The organism is Polaromonas sp. UBA4122 (genome assembly GCA_002381615.1).
GTDB lineage: Bacteria > Pseudomonadota > Gammaproteobacteria > Burkholderiales > Burkholderiaceae_C > Polaromonas.
Window position 1 is genome coordinate 58,343 of the sequence record DFWY01000066.1, and the last position, 21,480, is coordinate 79,822.

The following is a 21,480-nucleotide window of genomic DNA, read 5'->3' on the forward strand; positions in this document are numbered from 1 at the left end:
ATGCAGAGGCATCCTGCGCCAGCAGTTTGCGGATGGGTGCAGGCAAGCCCAAACCCGGCCATGCAGCCGGACTGAACCATGCACCACCAGGTAACGCCGAGATCATCGCCCTGGGCATAGCCTGATCGGCCCGAAAGCCTGCGATCCACGGGGACAGGTGCAGGTCCTTGTGCGTCAATACATGGACAAAATGCGGCAGAGGCACAAGCCGCGCGTGCAAGCTTTGGGGTAAAAGAGCTTTCAGCGCGTCGCCGCTCTCAAACACCGGCAGGCAATAGAGCCCACCCCAAATACCAGGCGTGGGACGCTTTTCAAGCCATACCGAGCCGTCGGGCTTCTGTGCCCACAGCAGGCTCAGCGCTTGTGCGCTGCGTTTCAGTTTTCGGGTTTTGACAGGGTATTTTTCGGGCTCACCGGTCGCGAGGCCGCGGCACAGGTTTTGCACCGGGCACAGCAGGCACTGCGGCTGCCGGCCGGTGCAAATCGTTGCGCCGAGGTCCATCAGCCCCTGCGTGTAACGCGGCATGGTTTCCGGTAAATCCTGCTCTGGCAGCAGGTCTGTTGCCCTGTCCCAGAGCGCACGCTCATTGGCGCTTTGCGACAGGTCAGCAGAAAAACCAAGTACCCGCGTGAGCACCCGTTTGACGTTGCCGTCCAGTATGGCGACGTGTTCTCCAAAGCAAAACGACGCAACGGCGGCCGCCGTTGAGCGGCCTATGCCGGGCAAGGTCTGAAGCTGCTCCGCCGTACGCGGAAACTGCCCCGCATGCAGCGCCATCACATCCTGAGCACAATGATGCAGATGGCGTGCGCGGCTGTAATAACCCAGACCACTCCACACAGCCAGTACCTCATCCTGCCCCGCTGCGGCCAGGTCACTGACCGTGGGAAAGCGCTGCAAAAACCGGGCATAGTAGTCCAGGACGGTGGCGACCTGGGTCTGCTGAAGCATGATTTCAGACAACCAGACGCGGTAGGGGTCGCGCGTGTTTTGCCAGGGCAGGCTGTTGCGCCCATGTGTTTTTTGCCAGCGCACAATTTCCGCAGCAAAAGCTGAAAGCTCCGTTTCTGTCTGCTTCAAGGCGGGCTTGTTGCCTGCGCGGGATGCAGGCTGGTCAGCCGCTTCAAGCTGGTGCCGGGTGCTTGTAGAAATCGCCAACGCTCAGGCCGCCTCGGTCAATGCCGCATTCGGTGTGGCGGCAGTCGCATCCTGCAATGTAGAAGGCAACGACGGCGCGCCCAGGAGATGCGAGGTCAACTCCATCAATTTGGCATCCAGTTCATTGAGCACCTTCTCCTGGTCGTTAATTTCGGCAATTCGCTCATCCAGGCCGGAGGCGGCCTGCTGAATGCGCTCGATCGCCTCAAGGCGGCGTCCGAAGTTGCGGCGTCGTTCGCGCAGTTGCGCATCCAGTTGTGATGCCGCTGACTTGTTCCAGAGCTCCACCTCGCCCAATGCGGACTCGTACACCATTCGCAGGCGGGTGGCCAAAGCGCGAACCAGCCGCTCGGAAAATTCAGCCTGGGAAAGTTTCAGCACATTGCTTATTCCGAGGTACTTCAGATGGCTGCGCTTTATCAGTTCCAGATCATTCTCGTAGCGAATCAATTCAGGCTCTTTGGGAGCCTGTAGCGAAAAGCTGAATTCGGCATTGAGCTGCCGAAATGACGCAGTCAGCATGGACTGAATTTCACCGCTGAGTAGCTGGGACTTTTTCAAGCCTTCGCGAAGCCGAGAGAAGGTTTTGCCGTAGGCCTTTTTAACGCCCAGCTTGATCCCTGGCTGTTTGAGGGCGTGTGTCAGCTCCGCCAACTCGGCCTTCAGCGTGGGCGTGCTGAGCAGATTGAATACGTCCCGAAGTAATTTGAGGTGCACCGAGCGCACCGCATGTATTTGGGCGCCACTGGTATCAAATTCAGCCTGCTCCTGCTCGATGCGGCTGCGCATATGTTTGATCACCGAGACGTTTTTACCCCTCAAGCTGCGCAGTTCAATCATCTGCTCGGCCAAATCGCGTCGGCGGATGTGCATGGCCCGCCCGGCCTCGGTTTTAAGTTCCCCAATGCCGCCGGCTACCGCCGTACGCAGGATTTTCTGGCGCTGCCCCATCACGCCCTGTCCCAGCGCCAGCTCAAGCGCCGGTAACTGGCTGGCCTGCAGAAGCGCCTCGTTCCCGGTCACTTTGGCCACCAATCCTTTTTGCGCAGAAACCGGAATAACCTGCGACCTGGGCAAGCCCAGAATTTCGGCTGACGTAGCTATCTGCTTGTCAATTTGCGCCTGCACCTGCTCGGGTGTACTCAAGGCGTCCCACAGGGTGTCAATTTTGTTCAGCACCACCAGGCGCGTCTCGGTACCGTCGCCCTCGGTGATCAGATGTTCGCGCCAGATGGACAGGTCGGATTTGGTGACGCCCGTATCGGCTGCCAGAATGAAGACCACCGCATGCGCCTGCGGAATCAGGCTGACCGTCAGTTCAGGTTCGGCACCAATGGCGTTCAGACCGGGTGTATCCAGAATGACCAGCCCCTGCTTGAGCAAGGGGTGCGCGATATTGATCAATGCATGACGCCATTTCGGCACTTCAATCAGTCCATCGGGGCCAACCCGCGGATTGTCTTCCGGATTATTGTCATGCCAGAAGCCGAGTGCACGGGCTTCGTCTTGGGTAACATGCCGAACTTCAGCCACTTTCTCAAGGGCGCGCGCCAGTTGCGCGGGATCGTTCACATCCAGGTCAATGCGCGTCCACTTCTCGGGCACGACGCGCCACTCCATGAGCGCCTGCTTCTGCAAACGCGTTTCGATGGGCAAAAGGCGCAGACAGGGCGGCACATCCACGTCATAGCCCAGCTCAGTCGGGCACATGGTCGTGCGGCCGGCACTCGCCGGCATGATGCGGCGGCCATAACCGGCAAAAAAGATGGCATTGATCAGTTCCGATTTGCCGCGCGAAAACTCCGCCACAAAAGCCACCATGACCTTGTCGGAACGCACCTGCGACTCCAGCCGCCGCAACTGCTCCTCCACCGCCGCGTCGAGCAGGTCATGGTCTTTCATCCATTCGGCAAGCAGTTTCAGCCGCAATGCAAATTCGCGTCGCCATACGCCGTGCTGATCAAATTTTTCGTTAAAAGACATCTATCTTCCGTAAAGGTGTTCAGAGGCAATATAGCATCGGCAACCCAAAAGAACCATCGACGCTTCTACGGAGCGCTCACGGCTTCTGGCAACTGACGCAATAAAAAGTCGAGCGCTGGCCCTGCCGCAGGCTTTTTATTGGCGTCGCGCACACTCTGCAGGGCAAGCCGGTACGGTCATACACCATGGCTTCTAGTTGAAAATGACCCACCTCGCCATGGGCATTTGAGAAGTCCCTCAGGGTGCTCCCTCCTTTTGCAATGGCCTGTGTCAATACCAGTTGAATGGCGCGGTGAAGCAACGCCGCGCGCGGTTTGCTGATGCGGGATGCTTTCGTGGTGGGGCGGATGCCGGCCAGAAACAACGCCTCGGACGCGTAAATATTACCCACGCCCACTACCGCCTCGCCGCCCAGCAGTACCTGCTTGATGGCAGTCTTCCTGAGTTTGAGCGCCTGATGGAATGCAGCCGGGTCAAAAGCCTCGCTGAGCGGCTCCACACCCAGACGGCCCAGCAGCTTGTGCGCTACGGGGTCACTTTCGCCGCGGGCGTACACCACCGCCCCGAAGCGGCGCGGGTCATTCAGTCGCAAGGTGCCCAGGCTGGTCACCATTTCAAAGTGGTCATGCTTGCCCAATGCGGGAAAATCGTCGCCAAAGCTCACGCTGCCGGACATGCCCAGATGAATCAGCATCAAGCCATCGCTCAAGTCAATCAGCAGGTATTTGCCCCGACGACGCACGGCCAGCACGCGCTGGCCAACGAGCTGCCGCGGCGGGCAACCCAGCGGCCAGCGCAGGGGTTTTCCCACGGACACAGCCTTGATGCGGGCGCCGGCAACGCGGTCTGCAAAGCTCAGGCGGGTGACTTCAACTTCGGGCAGTTCAGGCATAGGCTCACAGTCAGGGGCGCAAAAACATCAGCACCGGACATCAATAAAAGGCGGCCTTGAAGAGAGGGCGCAAGACAAGGGAAAAGCGCTGCTTGGTAGCTTCAATTATCATGCCTTGATGAAGAAAAAACTTGGCCTTGCTTTTGGCTGCCTTTGGCTCGCTGCTCCCCTGGTTCTGGCACAGACTACAAAGCCCGAACCCGTCGTGCCTTCCGGACTCGCCGAGGCGAAGGCAGCGCAGGCCGCGGCGCCGTCCTCGCTGCTGGACAGCGCCCTGTTTTACCAGTTGCTTGTGGGTGAGATCACCCTGCAGGAGGGAGAACCCGCTGCGGGCTTCGCGCTGATGCTGGATGCAGCCAGAAAAACCGGCGACGCCCAGCTTTACCAGCGGGCCACCGAGATTGCCCTGCAGTCGCGCTCGGGCGAAGCAGCGCTGCAGTCCGCCCGGGCCTGGAAGCAGGAGCAGCCCGCTTCGCGCGAGGCCAACCGCTATGTGCTGCAAATCCTGATTGCCCTGAACCGCATCGCCGACACGGTGGAGCCGCTGAAAACCGAGATAAGACTGGCACCGGACGTCGAGCGCGCGTCGGCCCTGGCGGCAGTGCCGCACGCTTATGCCCGCGTCAGCGACAAAAAACTGGCCAGCACGGTGGTTGAAGGAGCGTTGGCCGATGCCTTGAGCGATCCCGCGACCGCCAGCGCCGCCTGGACCACCGTGGGACGCATGCGCTTGGCCGCAGGAGACAACCCTGGCGCACTTGAAGCAGCCAGACGCGGCCAGGCCACCGATTCCCTCACTGGTAGCAGCGCTGGGGGCCCCGCGCTGCTGGCACTGGAGCTGATGGACCAGAAACTGCCCGAGGCAGAAGGCCTGGTCCAGAAATACCTTGAAGGCCACGCCAACGCCTGGCCTGAAATCCGCATGGGTTATGCGCGTGTCCTGCTGGACCTGCAGCGTTACGCAGAAGCGATCGTTCAATTGCAGATCGTGACGCGTCAAAAACCCGATTACCCGGAAGGCTGGCTGGTTCTGGGCTCTTTGCAACTGCAGGACAACCAGCTCGCACCGGCACAGACAGCGCTGGAACGCTATGTCGCGCTGGCCCAGCAGCAGACGCCGCAAGGCGAAAGCAAGCGCGGCTTGGCGCAAGCCTACCTGTCTTTGTCGCAACTGGCCGAAAAGCGCAAGGACTACGCGGCAGCGGAAAACTGGCTGAACAAGATTGAGAACTCCTCGGACCTTGCACTGGCGCAAACCCGGCGCGCTTCCATTTTGGCCAGCCAGGGCAAGCTGGAAGAAGGCCGCCAGCTGATCCGCCAGTTGCCCGAGCGCAGCCCCGATGATGCGCGACTGAAACTCAACGCCGAAGTCGGCCTGCTTCGCGATTTCAAGCAATACCAGCTGGCTCATGACCTGCTGGCGCGGGCCCTGGCAAAAACGCCCGATGAACCGGATCTGCTTTATGACCAGGCCATGATGGCCGAAAAACTGGGGTTCCTGGACGAGATGGAGCGGCAGTTGCGACGGATCATCCAGCTCAAGCCCGATTACTACCAAGCCTACAACGCCCTCGGTTATTCGCTGGCAGACCGCAACGTTCGCCTGCCGGAGGGCAAGGAGTTGATCCAGAAAGCGCTCGAATACGCGCCGTCCGATCCCTTCATCAAGGACAGCCTGGGCTGGGTTGAATTCCGCATGGGCAATGCAAGCGAAGCCCAGCAAATTTTTGAGGCCGCTTACAAGGCCAAACCTGACGCGGAAATTGCCGCGCACTTCGGCGAAGTACTCTGGAGCCTGGGTCAGCGTGAGCGGGCAGTGGCCATCTGGAAAGAAGGCCAGCTGATCAACCCAGACGACGAAACCCTGCTCGAAACACTCAAGCGTCTGCGCGTGAAGCTGTAAATCAGGACCTGCCCCTTGCTTCTCGCCGCCCGCCTGCGTTCTACATTTGTTTCTGGATGCCTGATTGCTACTATTTTAATAGCTGGTTGTGCCCGTCCTATAACGGCTACAGGAATAAATGGACCACAAAATGAACTCTGGACGGGCCGTATCAGCCTGCAAGTGCAAAGCGAACCCGCGCAGTCTTTCTCGGCCGGGTTTGAACTCAAAGGCAAGCCGGAGCGCGGAGAGCTGACGCTGATCAGCCCCTTGGGCAATGTGCTCGGCATATTGCGCTGGTCTCCCTTTGAGGCCGTCCTTGATTCGGGCAACCAGAAGATTCAGCGCTTTTCTTCGGTCGACGCGTTGATGGAGCAGGCCACAGGCGCGGCCGTGCCGCTGAGTGCGCTGTTTGCCTGGCTGCAAGGGGACAACGCAAGCGTTAATGGCTGGTCTGCCGATCTGTCCCGGCACAGCGAAGGCCGCATTTCGGCCAAAAGAGCCCAGCCCACGCCGCAGGTCGACCTTCGTGTCGTGCTGGATCAATAGGGCCGGGTGCCGCCTGGCTCCGCCGTTTTCGGAACATTCAACCGTGGCCCCCACCGCCATTTCTTCGCGTCCGCTCAAAGCTATTTACGACGTACCGGCCCCTGCCAAGCTCAACCTGTTCTTGCACATCACTGGGCGCAGGCCCGACGGCTACCATCTGCTGCAGTCGGTGTTCATGCTGATCGACTGGTGCGACACGCTGCACTTTGAACTGCGCACGGATGGGCACATCAGCCGGGCCGACCTGGGCGATCCGGACCATCCAGTCCATTCGGGGAAGGGCGCCCCTGATGCGCTGCCTGCCGACGATCTGACCGTACGGGCGGCCAAGGCCTTGCAAGCAGCCTGCGGCACCTCCCTGGGTGTTCACATTGGCCTGGAAAAACGCATCCCGTCACAGGCCGGCATGGGAGGGGGGTCGTCGGATGCCGCGAGTTGCCTGCTGGCGCTGCAACGCCTTTGGGGCGTGAGCTTGCCACCGGAAGACCTGCGCGCTGTGGCCTTGTCGTTGGGCGCGGACGTGCCTTTTTTCCTCTCCGGCGGCCATGCCTGGGTGGAAGGAATCGGCGAAAAAATCACGCCTCTCACCCTGCCACCAGCCCGCTTTGTGGTGGTCAAGCCCGCAGCCGGACTCTCTACGCAAGGTATTTTCAGCGCGCCGGGGCTCAAACGCGACACAGAAACTGCTACAATCCAAGGCTTTGCTGCAAGTGCAAATGGTCCGGTTTTTGAATTTGGCCATAACGACTTACAGCCGGTAGCGCAGACAATGTGTCCGCAGATAGGTCAGTCACTCGATTGGCTTTCAGCGCAACACCTTCAAGGGCGCATGACCGGCTCGGGAAGTGCTGTATTTGCGCAACTGCTGCATGACGTCGATCTGCCAAAATTATCAGAAGCCCCTGATGACTGGAAAATCCGCAAGTGCAGCAATTTGGATGCGCATCCTCTGGCCGGTTGGTAGAATCACCGTTCTTTAAAATGCGCTTTCAAAGCGATGGTTAAAGTAAAAGTTTATAGGTCGGTTGTTGGTATCTTGCGCTAACTGATTTCAGCCAGCGCTTAAAAGCAACAGTTGTCCTGTGTAGGGGTGTCGCCAAGTTGGTTAAGGCACCGGATTTTGATTCCGGCATTCGCAGGTTCGAATCCTTCCACCCCTGCCAAATTTTCAGATCCGCCCGGTGCGGCTCTGCGTGATCCCGGACCCGCGTCGTGCGGGTCTGTGTGTTTTTGAAAGCGCAAGCAACGGCACTCACTGCCAAGTCCCCGTTGCCGCTTGTTTTCCCGTGCGTATTTTGCTTCAATCAATATTTCAGCCACCTTCAAGTCCGACAGCAGCTGGGCTCCACATGCAAATGCACCATCCAGACTTCATGGTTTTCACCGGCAATGCCAATCCGAGCATGGCCCTCGAGATCGCCCAGCACTTGGGAATTTCACTGGGTGCTGCCCATGTGGGACGTTTTTCAGACGGTGAAGTCACCGTCGAAATCCAGCAAAACGTGCGGGCCCGTGATGTGTTTGTCGTGCAGTCGACCTGTGCGCCGACCAACGACAACCTGATGGAGTTGCTCATCATGGTGGACGCGCTCAAACGTTCGTCTGCCGAGCGGATTGCCGCCGTGATTCCTTACTTTGGCTATGCCCGGCAGGACCGGCGCCCGCGTTCGGCGCGTGTGCCCATCTCGGCCAAGGTGGTGGCCAACATGCTGCAGGCCGTTGGCGTGTCGCGTGTCTTGACGATGGATCTGCATGCCGACCAGATACAAGGTTTTTTTGACATCCCGGTGGACAACATTTATGCGTCGCCAGTGTTGCTCGGTGATTTACGCCAGAAGAATTACACTGACTTGATGGTCGTTTCTCCCGACGTGGGCGGCGTGGTGCGCGCCCGTGCGCTGGCCAAGCAGCTCGGTTGCGATATGGCCATCATCGACAAGCGCCGACCCAAGGCGAATGTGTCGGAAGTGATGCACGTGATCGGCGACATCGAAGGCCGCAATTGCGTGGTCATGGACGACATGATCGACACAGCCGGTACGCTGGTGAAGGCCGCCGAGGTGCTGAAAGAGCGCGGCGCCAAAAAGGTTTACGCGTATTGCACGCACCCGATTTTTTCGGGTCCGGCCATTGACCGCATTGCCCAGGGTGATGCGCTCGATGAAGTGGTGGTCACCAACACCATTGCGCTGAGCCAGAAGGCGCAGGATTGTAAAAAGATTCGCCAGCTCTCCGTGGCGCCATTGATCGCTGAAACCATGCAGCGCATCGCCACGGGAGACTCGGTCATGAGTTTGTTTTCTGATCAGGACCATCTGTTCTGATTTGAAACAAAAAGGTGGCTGCACAGTTCGCAAAATTTGCAGAGCTTGAGCAGCCTTTTTATGTCGGGGTGAGCTGGTCGCGGTCCGCCTCTTTTGGAGAATATTATGAAATTCGTCGCTTTTGAGCGCGCAATGCAGGGTACGGGTGCGAGCCGCCGTCTCCGCATCACGGGCCGCACGCCCGGTATCGTTTACGGTGGCACGGGTGAGGCTACGCTGATCGAACTCGATCACAACGCGTTGTGGCACGCCATCAAAAAAGAAGCCTTCCACGCTTCCATCCTCGAGATGGAACTGGCCGGCAAAGCCCAGAAGGTTTTGCTGCGCGATCTGCAAATGCACCCGTTCAAACAACAGATCCTGCACATCGACTTCCAGCGCGTTGAAGCCAAGACCAGGCTTACCATGAAAGTGCCTCTGCACTTCAGCGGTGAAGAAGAATCCCCAGCCGTCAAGACCGAACAATGCCTGGTCAACCGCGTGTTGACCGAGCTGACGATCTCCTGCTTCCCAGCAGATGTGCCCGAATTCATCACCGTTGATTTGAGTGGCCTGAAAAAAGGTGTCTCGCTGCATGTCAAAGACATCACGCTGCCAAAAGGCGTGAAATTTGTCGCCAAGGGCCAGGAAAACCCGGTGCTGGTGTCCGTCTCTGCCATCGTAGAAGAAGTCGAAGCAGCCCCTGCGGTTGATGCCGCTGCGCCTGCTGAGGCAAAAGACGCCAAAGCTGGGGCCAAGCCTGCCGCCAAGCCTGCCGCCAAGCCTGCCGCAAAGGCGCCTGCCAAACCAGCTGCCAAGAAGTAATTTCCAGCTTGCGGCATTGGCCTTGAAAAGGTCAACGGCCCTGAACGGCTCCTATCCTCTGCTGAGGATAGGAGCCGTTTTTCTTGCGGACCCTGTTCTGCTACGCTAACAAGCTCACCGGCCTGCCGCCATTCCTCCTCATCACACTACATGATCAAACTGTTTGTTGGCTTGGGCAACCCCGGCACCGAATACGAAGCCACGCGTCACAATGCCGGTTTCTGGTGGATTGATGCGCTCTCGCGCGAATTGAAGGCACCGCTCAGTCTGGACAAGAGTTACCACGGCCAGGTGGCCCGCACCACTGTGAACGGGCAAACCGTGTGGCTGCTCAAACCCCTGACCTTCATGAATTTGTCTGGAAAATCGGTGGCTGCACTGGCCCGGTTTTTCAAGATCTCACCCGATGAAGTTCTGGTGGCGCATGACGAGCTGGACATCGTCCCGGGTCAGGCCAAGCTCAAGTTTGGCGGCAGCCATGCCGGCCATAACGGCTTGCGCGACATTCACGCGCAACTGGGCACACCCAACTATTGGCGGCTGCGCATCGGCGTGGGCCACCCTGGCGTGAAGGCTGAAGTGATCAACTGGGTGCTTAAAAAACCTTCGCCAGAACACCGCACGGCCATTGAAGACTGCATCGCGCGCTGCCTCAAGGCAGTCCCTGAGCTGTTGCACGGCGAGATGGAAAAAGCCACGATGCTGATTCATACCAGCCAGCCCCAGCGGCCCAAGCCGCCGCGGCCTGCGCCTGCAATGGCAGCCTCACCAGCGCCTGGATCGGACGCGGCCGCCAGCACGCCAAAGCTGGACTGATTACTATTATTTTGATAGCTGTATACGCCCGTATTTATTGGGCTAGAGGCCTATTTTTCTACTAATTTCACGGCTAAGCCGGGAGCCGAGTCCAGTTGCCGGGCCGCCACCGGCAAGATGGATTGCAGGCGGTGGAATTTTTCCCAGAGCGTTTCCCGGGATTCAACGTGCTGCGGGTCGACCGGAATGCAAGCCACCGGACAGACCTGCACGCATTGCGGCTCGTCAAAATGGCCCACGCACTCGGTGCATTTGTGCGGGTCAATCTCATAAATTTCCTTGCCGAGGTAAATCGCCTGGTTGGGGCACTCGGGCTCGCACACATCGCAGTTGATGCATTCATCCGTGATCATCAAGGCCATGCTCAGACTCCCTTTGCCGCCAGATGCGCCTCGGCCAACGCGACGGCCACGGCCGGGCTCACCATCTGTCCGACATCACCGCCGAGCTTGCTGATCTCGCGCACCAGCGTGCTGCTGATGCATTGCAAAGCTGCATCGGGCAGCAGGAACACGGTTTCCACCTGCGGGCGCAGCTTGCGGTTCATGGCGGCCATCTGGGCTTCGTAGTCAAAGTCCGTCAGGTTGCGGACGCCCCGCACCACGGCGCAGGCCTTGTGCGCGGCGCAAAAATCCATGATCAGCCCGTCAAAAGACAGCACCTTCACACCGACTATGTTTTTTGTAGCAACCTGTACCTGTGCCACGCGCGCTTCCAGCGAAAACAGGGTTTTCTTGTGGTGGGCGACCGCCACGGCAATGATGACTTGGTCAAACAGCCTGGCGGCGCGGCGCACCACGTCGTCGTGGCCCAGCGTGAACGGGTCAAAGGTGCCGGAGTAAACAGCAATACGCGGGGTCATACCTGGGGTTGTGGTCAGCGTGGTAGGCATGGGGGAATTATGCCCCTGACGGCCCCTGCAGCCGCGTAACCACGAGCGGTAAAGGGCCACCCGGGCATCCGGCGAGTCAGGCGGGCAGCGAGCCCTGCGCTGTGTCCTTGAGCGTGTCGTTCCTGGCTAGCAAATGAAAATGCACAGCCCCCGCCTTGCCGCTGCGGTGCAGGTGCAGGCCCAGCGGCTGCAACTCCTCATCCGGCCACGCCCTGGGCGCCTCCAGATAGACCAGCCCGGCGGGGCCAATCGCTTGCGCGGCGGCTTTCAGTGCGGCCTCAAAGAGCTTGTACTCAAAAGGCGGGTCCAGCAGCACCAGTTGCAGGCTGTCCGCAGGCAGGCGCCTGAGAACGGCCACGCCATCACCGCGTTCAATCTTGACCATACCGGCCTGCAGCCGCGCTTGCACGGCCTTGAGCTGCAGCACCAGCGCCGGGTCCTGCTCGCACAGCAGCACCTCGGCAGCGCCACGCGAAGCTGCTTCAAACCCCAGCGCTCCGGTGCCGGCAAACACATCCGCACAGCGCCATCCCGTCAGGTCCTGGCCCAGCCAGTTAAAAAGGGTTTCCCGCACGCGGTCCGGCGTGGGTCGCAGGCCGGGCTTGTTGGGCACCGGGAGTTTGGTGCGCTTGTACTGCCCGCCGATGATGCGGATTTCGCCAGGCGGCTTGATGTGGGCTGTGCCCTTCGGCTTCACTGATGCTTTAACTAACGGTGGGGCCGAGGTCTCAACTGAGGGTTTGATGACGGTGTATTTCATGATGCTGCTCCCAGAATCACGGTGACCATTTTTTCGGGCTGCAGTTTGCGTGCAAAAGCCGCCTTGATGTCCGCCACGGTGACCTTGTCAACCTGCTGCGTCCAGGTGTCCAGGTAGTCGAGCGGCAAGTTGTTCCACGCGATACCGGCAATGTTGTCCAGCAGCTTGCGGTTGCTGTCAATGCGCAGCGCAAAGCCGCCTATCAGGTTGTCCTTGGCAGCCTGAAGCTCAGTCTCTGTCGGCCCCTTGGCCACAAAGTCACTCACCACCTGGCGCACGATTTTCACTGCTTGTGCGGCCTGGTCAGGGCGGGTTTGCAAGCCTACCGTGAAACTGCCGGCATGCAGGCCCGGCGAGAAATGACTCGACACCCCGTAGGTCAAACCGCGTTTTTCGCGCACCTCATTGGTCAGCCGCGACACGAAACCGCCGCCGCCCAAGATGTAGTTGCCCACGGTCAATGCGAAATAGTCAGGATCTGCGCGCTTGAAGCCGGGCTGGCCGATCAGCACATGCGCCTGCGCAGAGTCGAAGGGAATGTGTTTCTCCTGCGTCTGCGTGAGTGGTGCCACTTCGTCCACCACGGGCAGCGGTGGCAGGCTGGCGCAGGGCACTTGCGGCAGGCGCGACAGCAGGCGCGTGGCCATGGCGTCGGCCTGCGCCCGCGTGATGGCGCCCACCATGCTGATGCGCGCACGGCAGGCCACCACGCCCGCGGCGTGCGCCGCCCGCATGTCCGCCACGCTGATGCGCGCCAGCGTGGCCTCGGTGATCTCATAGCCATAGGGATGTGTGCCGTACACGGCCTGGGAATAGGCCCGGCCGATCACCGTGCCGGGGCGTGTGTAGGACTCCTTGAGCGCCGCCTGCACGCGTTGGCGTTCACGCTGCCAGATGGGCTCGGGAAAAGAAGGCTCGGCCAACTCGCGAGCGGCGAGCGCCACGGCCTTGTCGAGCAAGTCGGGATCAGTCAGCGAGCGCAATGAAAAACTCAGGCGGTCAGCACTGGCACCAGTGCCAAACTGCGCCCCCAGATCGGCCCAGGCTTCGCTCAACGCGTTTTCATCCAGGGCCGGTTCAAATAATGTCCCCACGCTTGTCGCTTCGCGTACTACGCTGCCCCCCGGGGCGGCTGAGCTTGCTCGAGGCGGCCCGCCCGGGCGCTCGCTGGCCCGCACGCCTTTGTCCAGCATGTCCGCCATCATGCCGGCCAGGCCCGCCTGGCTGGGCGGATCGCGCCGACTGCCGGCGTCAAAATCAATCTGCACATCCACCATGGCAATGGCCGGGCTCTCCACCAGGTACACCTCGGCACCGCTGGCCTGGGTCCAGTGCTGGATGGGAATTGCCGCCAGCGCAAATGAATGAACAAAAAGGCTAATGCCGCCCGCCAGAAGGGCGCGAGCAGCTATGTTTTTAGTAGCAATTATCATGAAAAAATAGGAATATTCGGTTCAGGGCCGGGCTCAATGTTGGGTGACGACGGTGGACTTGCGCGGCTTGCGGTTCGGGTCCATCGGCTGCGGCAGCAAGGTTGCCGTGGTCAACTGGTCATCGCCGAAGTATTTGGTGGCTACCGCCTGCACCTCGCCACTGGTGATGCTGCGCAGCCTGGCAATCATCCGCGCACTGGCATCGAGCGGCAGGCCCTGAACCCAGTTGGAGCCGAGTTCACGCGCCTGGCTGAATACCGAGTCGAGCTTGTAGGTTTCGCTGGCCACCCACTGGGTCTTGACGCGATGGAGTTCCGCCTCGCTGACGCCGTCATGCGCAATCAGGGCCACTTGCTGGCGCAGGGCAGTGGCCACCTGCTGCGTGGTTTTGCCTTCTGCGGGAACGCCATCGAGCATGAACAGCTGCGGCCCGCGGCCCACCAGGCCGCTGGAGGCGCCCGCGCTGTCGGCGACACGGCCTTCTCCTTGTTTTCCCTGGACCAGTGCGCGTTCCAGGCGGGCGCCGCTGTAGCCGTCGAGTACCGCGGCCAGCACCGTCAGGGCCAGTGCATCGCGGCCGGCAGCCGTTGCAGGGGACGCCCCGCTGGCCGCCGGATCAGTCAAGTCGGCCAGGTCGGCCGGTTCCAGCTTGGGTACCTTGAAGGCCAGATCCACATAGGCCTGGCTGGCAGGGGCCTTGAAATCAAGGCGCCGCATGCCGGTTTGCTCAGGCTCGCTGCGCGGTTTGCGCACGGGCACGGGACGCGCGGCGATGGGGCCGTAGTATTTTTCAGCCAGTGCCCTGACCTGCGCCACCTCCACATCGCCGGCCACCACCACAGCGGCGTTGGCGGGCACATACCAGCGCCGGTAAAAGTCGCGCACATCGCTAGGCGTCATGGCGTCGAGGTCGCTCATCCAGCCGACGATGGGGCGCCGGTAGGGCGCAGCCATGAAGGTTATCGCGGTTGCTTGTTCATCCAGCATGGCCCGTGGTGCATCTTCAGTGCGCAAACGACGCTCTTCCTTGACCACCTCAATCTCGCGCTTGAATTCGGCGTCAAGCCACTGGTTGTTGGCGAAGCGGTCGGCATCCAGCCGCATCACGTCTTCGAGTTTGCTGGCCGGAATTTGCTCGTAGTAGCCGGTGTTGTCAAGGCTGGTGAACGCGTTCTCACGCCCGCCCAGCGCGGCCACCTGCCTGGAAAAATCGCCAGCCTTCACCGTGGGCGTGCCCTTGAACATCATGTGCTCCAGCGCATGGGCCACGCCCGACGTGCCGTCCACTTCGTCCATGGAGCCCACACGCACCCACAGCATGTGGGCGACGGTGGGCGCGCGGTGATCCGGCTTGACAATGACCGTCAGGCCGTTAGCCAGCGTGAACTGCTCCACCGGGGCGGGTGCCTGCGCGAGGGCTGCGGTGCTGAAGCACACAGCCAGCGTAGCGGGAAGGAGGCAGACTGAAAACAGGGCAACAAAGTGCCTGGGAAGGGATACTGAAAGCTTCAAGAGGGCTCGCCTAGGGTGTTTCATAGAATAGTGGACTCTACAAGCATATTCAATGTTCAGTTTTTTCAAGAAAAAATTTCGGCCCACCCCACCCTCTGCCTCCCCCGCGCTCAGCGAGGGCCCCGGACCGGCCAATGCCCCCGCAGCGCCCGCGCCGCCCGTGAGCACGCCCGGCCATGCCGGCGGCGGGCTCATTGGCAGTGCGCTGGTGACGCCGATTGCGATTCCAAGCCCCCTTCCGGCTGCCGACGCGGTGGCGCCCGAGCGCCAGCGCTGGCTCAGCAAGCTGCAGGAAGGCCTGCGCAAAACCGGCGCCAGCATTTCCACCGTTTTTACCGGCAGCCGCATTGACGACGCCCTGTACGAGGACCTGGAAGCCGCCCTGTTGATGGCCGATACCGGCGTGAAGGCCACGGAACACCTGCTGGGCGATGTCAAGCGCCGGGTGAAGGAGGGCGGCGTCACGCATCCTGTGGCCGTCAAAAATGCACTGGTCGAGGCCATTACGGAGTTGCTCAAGCCACTGGAAAAACCACTGGTGATCGGGCAGTACCGGCCCACCGTGATCATGGTCACGGGCGTCAACGGTGCTGGCAAAACCACGTCGATAGGCAAACTCACGCGCCACCTGGCCAACGAAGGCGCTACGGTGCTGCTGGCGGCAGCCGACACCTTCCGCGCCGCCGCACGCGAGCAGCTCAGCGTCTGGGCTGACCGCAACACGGTCGAGATTGTCAGCCAGGAAGGCGGCGACCCGGCGGCCGTGAGCTTTGACGCCGTGACCGCAGGCAAGGCGCGCGGCAAGGATGTGGTGCTGGTCGACACGGCGGGCCGCTTGCCCACTCAACTGCATCTGATGGAAGAGCTGCGCAAGATCAAGCGGGTCATTCAGAAAACTGGCCCCGCCGATGCCGGTGTCGCCGCCGGGCCACCCCAAGGCGACACAGCCCCCCCGGGGGGCAGCGCAGCACACAAAGTGGCAAGCGTGGGGGCTTCAATCCCACCCCACGAGGTGCTGCTGGTGATCGACGGCAATACCGGCCAGAACGCGCTGGCCCAGGTCAAGGCGTTTGACGACGCGCTGCAACTCACGGGCCTGATCGTGACCAAGCTCGACGGCACCGCCAAGGGCGGCGTGCTGGCAGCGATTGCGCTGTGGGAGCGCGAGCGGGCGCTTGCCTTCCCGGCGCTGCGCCCGGTGCCGGTCTATTTCATTGGCGTGGGCGAAAAACTGGAGGACCTGGAAACCTTCAATGCGCGCGAATTTGCCCAGGCCCTGCTGGCTTGATCTTCGGGCTCTGCCAGTTCTTCGGTAGCGCCGCAGAAAGCCGCACCAGCCCACGCCCTGCGCGCAGGCATGAAGGTGTTTCACGCCAGGTTTGGTGAAGGCACGGTGCATCCGCTGGTAATTGCATCAGCAGCCTGACCCCGGCACGTTTGACTTGAAAATCGCGCCCAGCACCTCCATTTGAATAAATTAAAGGATTTTTCAGATGCCCAGCTTTGTCGGTCGAATTCTTCGTTTTATTCTGAAACTGGTTCTGGGCTTGTTCGCGGCCGTCTTTGCGATCAGCCTGCTGCTGGCGGCGCTGATCGTCGTGGCCCTGAGCCTGCTCAAAGCACTGATCACGGGGCGCAAACCGGCGCCTGCCATGGTGTTTGGCCAATTCCAGAGGTTTTCACCCAAGGGCATGTGGCCAGGCAATCCCGCCCGCGAAAAGCCGGTCAACCCTGGCGCTGGCGAGATCGTGGACGTCGAGGTGCGGGAAGTGCGCGAGGACAAGCGCCGGCCCTGAATGCGAGGCGTGTGGCGGCTGGCAGCAAAGCGCTCCTGCCCACCTCACCGATCATCGCTCCCTGATCAACCAGCAGTTCCGTACGGCCTTCCGTACGCAAGCCACTGCTGCTTTGCCTGGCCCTGAACACGGTCACCTTGCCGGCCCCCCCTGTTTTTGCTTGCACGATCCAAAGTTTCTTCGCTGGACCAGCCGAAAGCCCGGTCTTCGCGGAGATTTGGTGGCAGAATTGTTATTTCGTATACGATATAAAAAATTTTATTCATGGCTTCCATGCTGCCCTGGCTCGCTGAAACTTCTGCCGCCCGCCTCAGCGATGTTCGCGACACCTCGCTCTCCACGCTGGTGCGTGACGACATGCTGGCGCTGATTCTCAAAGGCGTCCTGGCGCCAGGCCAGCGCATCAACGAGCCTGACGTGGCCAGTCGGCTGCAGGTGTCGCGCGTGCCGGTGCGCGAGGCCTTGCGCGAGCTGGAAAGCTCGGGGTTGGTCATCTCGCGCAAGCATTCGGGCGTCTTTGTGCGCCAGCTGGATGCCGCCGAAATTCGTGACCTGTATCAGATGCGCGGTCTGCTTGATGGCTTTGCAGGGCGTTGCGCCGCCGGCTTGCCCGCCGAACAACGCGAGGCGCTGGTGCTGCTGCTGGACGCCTCCGTGGACGCCATGCGGCTGGCCGCGAGCCAGCAGGATGTGCAGTGCTACTACGCCGAAAATTTGCGTTTTCACTGGGCGATTGTGGAATCCGCCGGCAACCGGCAGCTGTCCGACAGCTACCGCGGCATCGTGCAGAAGCTGCACTTGTCGCGCTTGAAGAATCTGGCACAGGACGTGGGCATGCAGGCCTCCATTGCCGAGCATGTCGACATCGTGCAGGCCTTGCGCAACGCCGATGCGCCGCGCTGCGAGGCACTGATGGCGCACCACGTCGGCGATGCCTACAAGCGCTTGCTCGACGCCGAGCCGATGAAGCCTGTCGCAAGGTAAATTTCAAAAAATCAAAACTGGAGACAACCACATGAAACGACGCACCCTGTTGCAAGCTGCACCGGCCCTGATCTGTGCGCCCGGCCTGGCGCTGGCCCAGACCGGCTACCCGTCCAAACCGATCCGCTATATCGTGCCGGTATCTGCCGGCGGCGGCAGCGACATGGTAGGCCGCACCGTGACCGAGCGCTGGGGCAATGTGCTCAAGCAGAGTTTCATCGTGGACAACCAGGCCGGCGGCGGCGGCGTGATTGCCTGCCAGGCGACAGCCCGTGCCGTACCCGATGGCTACACGCTGATGCAGGGTTATGTCGCCACCCACGGCACCAGCCCGGCCACACGCAAACTGCCTTACGACGCGGTGAAGGACTTCACCCCGATAGGCATGATTGGCGGCACGCCCAATGTGCTGGTGGTCAACGCTGCGCTGCCGGTCAAAAATGTCAAGGAATTCATCGCGTACTTGCGCAAAAACCCCGGCAAGGTGAGCTACGGCTCGGCCGGCGCAGGCTCGCTGACGCACCTGACGATGGAGCTGTTCAAGCAGCAGATCAATTCCTTCATGGTGCACATTCCCTACCGGGGCATCGCCCCGGCCTTCACCGACCTGATCGGCGGCCAGACCCAGGCCATGTTCCCGGGCCTGGCCGCCGCGCTGCCGCATATCCGTTCGGGTCGGGTGCGCCCGCTGGCCGTGACGGGCCTGCAGCGCCACCCGATGCTCAAGGACGTGCCGACGCTGGACGAGTCCGGCTTCAAGGGGTTTGACGCGCAGCAGTGGTACGGCGTGGTCGGTCCGGCCGGCATGCCGGCCCCCATCGTCAAACAGCTCAATGAGACGCTGGCCACAGTGCTGCGCGCGCCCGACCTGCGCGAAAAACTGTCGGTGGAGGCCATCGAGCCGATGGTCATGACACCGGAACAGTTCGGCGAATTCATCCGCGCCGACATTGCCCGCTGGACCAAGCTGGCGCGTGAGCGGGGTATACAGCTTGACAGCTAAAGCGCAAAGTTTAAGAAAAATGTAGCTGCAGCCCATGCAGAACGGGCGCAAGCAGCTACTTTATTGATAGTAATCATTCACCTTGGCAACCCCGTTTTCCGGAAAATACGCATGGCCCGCAATACCCAGGTCGCCGCCGACCACAATGCCCCGCCCGTCACGCACATCCTGGCCCAATTCGTCGCCACGCATCCGCCCGGCGGCTGGAGCGATGCGGTTGACCACGAAGCGCACCGCACCTTCATGAACTGGGTGGGCTGCGCCGTGGGCGCCGCGCACCACGAAGCCGCCGATGCGGCGCTGGCCGCTGTCAAGCTGCTGCAGCCCGCCGCACAGGCCAGCGTGCTGGGCCGCACGGAAAAGATCGACATGGCCAGCGCGGCATTGCTCAACGGCATCACCTCGCACACCTTCGACTTTGACGACACGCACCTGAAAACCATCATCCACCCCGCCGGGCCGGTGGCTTCTGCCGTGCTGGCGCTGGCGGAACACAACAATGCCTCAGGCCGCGACGTGATCGATGCGCTGGTGCTGGGCATTGACGTTTCCTGCCGCATCGGCAATGCCATGTATCCCGAGCACTACGACCGCGGCTGGCACATCACCGGCTCCACCGGCATGCTGGGCGCTGCTGCTGGCTGCGCCCGCCTGCTCAAGCTCGATACGCAGAAGACCGCCATGGCGCTTGGCATTGCCGCCTCGCAGCCCGTCGGCATGCGCGAACAGTTTGGCACCATGACCAAGCCTTTTCACCCCGGCGCCGCCGCGCGTGCGGGCCTGATGTCGGCATTGCTCGCCAGCCAGGGCTTTACTGCCAGCCCCAAGGCCCTGGAAGCGCCGCGCGGTTTCATGCAAACCGTCTCGACCAAAAACGACTGGAACGAAATCACCAGTGAGCTGGGCCAGCGCTTTGAGATTTCCTTCAACAGCTACAAGCCCTTTGCCTGCGGCATCGTGATTCACCCCAGCATCGACGCCTGTGCCCAGCTGCGCGCGCAGGGCGTCACGCCCGAGCAGGTGGAGCGCATCGAGCTCAAGGTGCATTCGCTGGTGCTGGAACTCACCGGCAAGAAGGAACCCGCCGATGGCCTGCAGGCCAAGTTCAGCGTGTACCACGGCTGCGCTGCGGGGCTGACGTTCGGCCGCGCCGCCGAAGAGGAGTTCTCGGACGACATCGTTAACCGCGCCGACATGGTCGCGCTGCGCCGCAAGGTCGTCGCCACGGTCGATGATTCGATTAGCGAAGCCAGCGCCGATGTGACCGCCGTGCTGAAAGATGGCCGCCGCGTGCATGTGTTTGTGGAGCATGCGATCGGCTCGCTGCAAAACCCGATGACCGACGGCAACCTGGAAGCGAAATTCCATGGTCTGTCGGATGCCGTTCTGGGTGCGGCGCAGACCAGCGAGTTGATCAACGCCTGCTGGAAAATCGGCACCGCCGCCAGCGTAGGGGCGCTCGTCGCCCTCGCGTCGCCCCAGCGCGCATGAGCAGACCAGACATCGTCGTTGTGGGCGACTGGCGCGCGATAGAGGCCCAGGCTGTCGTCCCACACTCTTGGGCAGCGTGAGCGGCTTGTTGGTGGTGAGCTTGGCGATTTGTCAAAAGTAAGGATTCCTTACTTTATAAGAACTCCAGCTTCGCGGAAAATGACAAGAAAAATCGGACCATGACCCTCTTCGGACGGGTGTAAGCAGCTATCAAGCTTATAGCGACTGAGTGCCCCACCCGCTCAGTGGGAAGACGGTGCGGCCTAAAATACGCGCTCTCATGTTGCTCCCCCACTCCCACGCTGCGATCAGCGCAGCCAACCGCCGCGGTATCGTGTCCATGATCTGCTCCGTGGCTTTCTTCATCGCCAATGATGTGCTCGTGAAATACGTGAGCCAGACGCTGGCCGCCGCGCAGCTGATCTTCATCCGCGGGCTGCTTGCCTGCGTGCTGCTGCTGGCGGTGGCCCATGCCATGGGCGCCACTCGCCGCCCGGGCGACCTGCTGCAGCGGCCGGTGCTGGTGCGCTCGGCCCTGGATGCCGTGGCCACCATGGTGTATTTGACGGCGCTGTTTCACCTCCCCATTGGCAATGCCACCGCCATCAACCTGGCCACGCCGCTGTTCATCACCCTGTTTGCCGTGCTCGCTTTAGGCGAGCGCGTGGGTGCGGCGCGCTGGCTGGCCATTGGTATCGGCTTTAGCGGCGTGCTGCTGGTGGTTCAGCCCAGCGTGCAGGGCTTCAACAGCTATGCGCTGCTGTGCGTGATGGCCAGCGTGTTGCACGCGGCGCGCGACACCAGCACCCGCTACATATCGCCCAATGTGCCCTCCATCCTGATCACCCTGGCCACCGCCGTGGCCGTGACTGTGCTCTCAGGCGTGCTGTCCATCGCCGAGGGCTGGAAGCCTCTGGCCTGGCGCGAGCTGGGCCTGCTGGCGGCAGCGTCGGCATTTCTGTGCGTGGGCTACTACCTGCTGATCAACAGCATGCGCGCCGGCGAAATGTCGGTGATCGCGCCCTTTCGCTACACCGCCCTGCTGTATGCGCTGGTGTTTGGCTACGTCGTATGGGGCGACGTGCCCAACGCCCTGGCTTGGGCCGGCATTGCACTGCTGGTGGGCGCGGGCTTGTACATGCTGCACAGCGAGCGGGCCCGCACGCGCGCGGCGCTGGAGGCAGCGGCGGATTGAGAACC

20 protein-coding genes and 1 tRNA gene are annotated in these 21,480 nt (G+C 61.4%); 13 read left to right on the top strand and 8 right to left on the bottom strand.

Annotated features, from left to right (window positions below; all coding sequences use genetic code 11):
- From mutY to mutM, 3 genes are all read right to left on the bottom strand, one after another.
- Positions 1-1,081, bottom strand: a 1,081-nt coding sequence (gene mutY, locus B3F77_RS08675) for an A/G-specific adenine glycosylase (RefSeq protein ID WP_293604571.1), incomplete at its 3' end; no start/stop codon positions are given.
- Between the two features lie 81 nt (positions 1,082-1,162).
- Positions 1,163-3,142 carry a dynamin family protein gene (locus tag B3F77_RS08680; protein WP_293604572.1) on the bottom strand — a complete coding sequence of 660 codons (1,980 nt, stop codon included), beginning with the start codon at positions 3,140-3,142 and terminating at the stop codon, positions 1,163-1,165.
- A gap of 76 nt (positions 3,143-3,218) precedes the next feature.
- Complete coding sequence (gene mutM / locus B3F77_RS08685; protein ID WP_293604573.1) at positions 3,219-4,034, bottom strand: bifunctional DNA-formamidopyrimidine glycosylase/DNA-(apurinic or apyrimidinic site) lyase; 816 nt, start codon at positions 4,032-4,034, stop codon at positions 3,219-3,221.
- A 118-nt stretch (positions 4,035-4,152) separates the two neighbouring features.
- On the opposite strand from mutM, the gene B3F77_RS08690 reads away from it, so the two are divergent.
- The 7 genes from B3F77_RS08690 to pth all read left to right on the top strand — a co-directional run bounded on the left by B3F77_RS08690 (position 4,153) and on the right by pth (position 10,409).
- Entirely contained in the window at positions 4,153-5,937 is a 1,785-nt protein-coding gene (locus tag B3F77_RS08690; protein WP_293604574.1) for a tetratricopeptide repeat protein, read from the top strand.
- A gap of 15 nt (positions 5,938-5,952) precedes the next feature.
- On the top strand, positions 5,953-6,465 hold the full coding sequence (locus tag B3F77_RS08695) for a lipoprotein insertase outer membrane protein LolB (protein ID WP_293604575.1): 513 nt from the start codon (positions 5,953-5,955) through the stop codon (positions 6,463-6,465).
- Between the two features lie 43 nt (positions 6,466-6,508).
- Positions 6,509-7,429: a 4-(cytidine 5'-diphospho)-2-C-methyl-D-erythritol kinase gene (gene ispE, locus B3F77_RS08700; protein WP_293604576.1), complete on the top strand. Its 921-nt coding sequence runs from the start codon at positions 6,509-6,511 to the stop codon at positions 7,427-7,429.
- 122 nt (positions 7,430-7,551) lie between these two features.
- Positions 7,552-7,628, top strand: a tRNA-Gln gene (locus tag B3F77_RS08705).
- A gap of 186 nt (positions 7,629-7,814) precedes the next feature.
- On the top strand, positions 7,815-8,789 hold the full coding sequence (locus tag B3F77_RS08710) for a ribose-phosphate pyrophosphokinase (RefSeq protein ID WP_293604577.1): 975 nt from the start codon (positions 7,815-7,817) through the stop codon (positions 8,787-8,789).
- Between the two features lie 105 nt (positions 8,790-8,894).
- Positions 8,895-9,593 (top strand): 50S ribosomal protein L25/general stress protein Ctc, encoded by a 699-nt coding sequence (locus tag B3F77_RS08715; RefSeq protein ID WP_293604578.1) that lies wholly within the window; start codon positions 8,895-8,897, stop codon positions 9,591-9,593.
- 150 nt (positions 9,594-9,743) lie between these two features.
- Positions 9,744-10,409, top strand: a complete 666-nt coding sequence (gene pth, locus B3F77_RS08720) for an aminoacyl-tRNA hydrolase (RefSeq protein ID WP_293604579.1) — start codon at positions 9,744-9,746, stop codon at positions 10,407-10,409.
- Positions 10,410-10,459: 50 nt separating this feature from the next.
- On the opposite strand, the gene B3F77_RS08725 is transcribed toward pth, so the two are convergent.
- The 5 genes from B3F77_RS08725 to B3F77_RS08745 form a co-directional block, all read right to left on the bottom strand.
- A complete protein-coding gene (locus B3F77_RS08725; RefSeq protein ID WP_293604580.1) occupies positions 10,460-10,771 on the bottom strand; it encodes a YfhL family 4Fe-4S dicluster ferredoxin in 312 nt (103 codons plus the stop codon).
- 2 nt (positions 10,772-10,773) lie between these two features.
- Positions 10,774-11,271, bottom strand: a complete 498-nt coding sequence (coaD, locus tag B3F77_RS08730; RefSeq protein WP_293604603.1) for a pantetheine-phosphate adenylyltransferase — start codon at positions 11,269-11,271, stop codon at positions 10,774-10,776.
- 106 nt (positions 11,272-11,377) lie between these two features.
- Positions 11,378-12,061: a 16S rRNA (guanine(966)-N(2))-methyltransferase RsmD gene (gene rsmD, locus B3F77_RS08735; protein WP_293604581.1), complete on the bottom strand. Its 684-nt coding sequence runs from the start codon at positions 12,059-12,061 to the stop codon at positions 11,378-11,380.
- Positions 12,058-13,494, bottom strand: coding sequence for a M16 family metallopeptidase (locus B3F77_RS08740; RefSeq protein ID WP_293604582.1), 1,437 nt, complete (start codon positions 13,492-13,494; stop codon positions 12,058-12,060). The genes rsmD and B3F77_RS08740 overlap by 4 nt, the downstream gene beginning before the upstream one ends.
- Before the next feature lie 33 nt (positions 13,495-13,527).
- A complete protein-coding gene (locus tag B3F77_RS08745; RefSeq protein ID WP_293604583.1) occupies positions 13,528-15,030 on the bottom strand; it encodes a M16 family metallopeptidase in 1,503 nt (500 codons plus the stop codon).
- A gap of 28 nt (positions 15,031-15,058) precedes the next feature.
- On the opposite strand from B3F77_RS08745, the gene ftsY reads away from it, so the two are divergent.
- The 6 genes from ftsY to B3F77_RS08775 all read left to right on the top strand — a co-directional run bounded on the left by ftsY (position 15,059) and on the right by B3F77_RS08775 (position 21,475).
- Complete coding sequence (ftsY, locus tag B3F77_RS08750) at positions 15,059-16,294, top strand: signal recognition particle-docking protein FtsY (protein WP_293604584.1); 1,236 nt, start codon at positions 15,059-15,061, stop codon at positions 16,292-16,294.
- A gap of 205 nt (positions 16,295-16,499) precedes the next feature.
- Positions 16,500-16,802: a hypothetical protein gene (locus B3F77_RS08755; protein ID WP_293604585.1), complete on the top strand. Its 303-nt coding sequence runs from the start codon at positions 16,500-16,502 to the stop codon at positions 16,800-16,802.
- Between the two features lie 264 nt (positions 16,803-17,066).
- The gene (locus B3F77_RS08760; RefSeq protein WP_293604586.1) at positions 17,067-17,786 is read left to right on the top strand and encodes a GntR family transcriptional regulator; all 720 of its coding nucleotides are present in this window, start codon (positions 17,067-17,069) and stop codon (positions 17,784-17,786) included.
- Positions 17,787-17,817: 31 nt separating this feature from the next.
- Positions 17,818-18,789, top strand: a complete 972-nt coding sequence (locus B3F77_RS08765) for a Bug family tripartite tricarboxylate transporter substrate binding protein (RefSeq protein WP_293604587.1) — start codon at positions 17,818-17,820, stop codon at positions 18,787-18,789.
- Between the two features lie 111 nt (positions 18,790-18,900).
- Positions 18,901-20,280, top strand: a complete 1,380-nt coding sequence (locus B3F77_RS08770; protein WP_293604588.1) for an MmgE/PrpD family protein — start codon at positions 18,901-18,903, stop codon at positions 20,278-20,280.
- 280 nt (positions 20,281-20,560) lie between these two features.
- Entirely contained in the window at positions 20,561-21,475 is a 915-nt protein-coding gene (locus B3F77_RS08775; protein ID WP_293604589.1) for a DMT family transporter, read from the top strand.
- Positions 21,476-21,480: the final 5 nt, after the last annotated feature.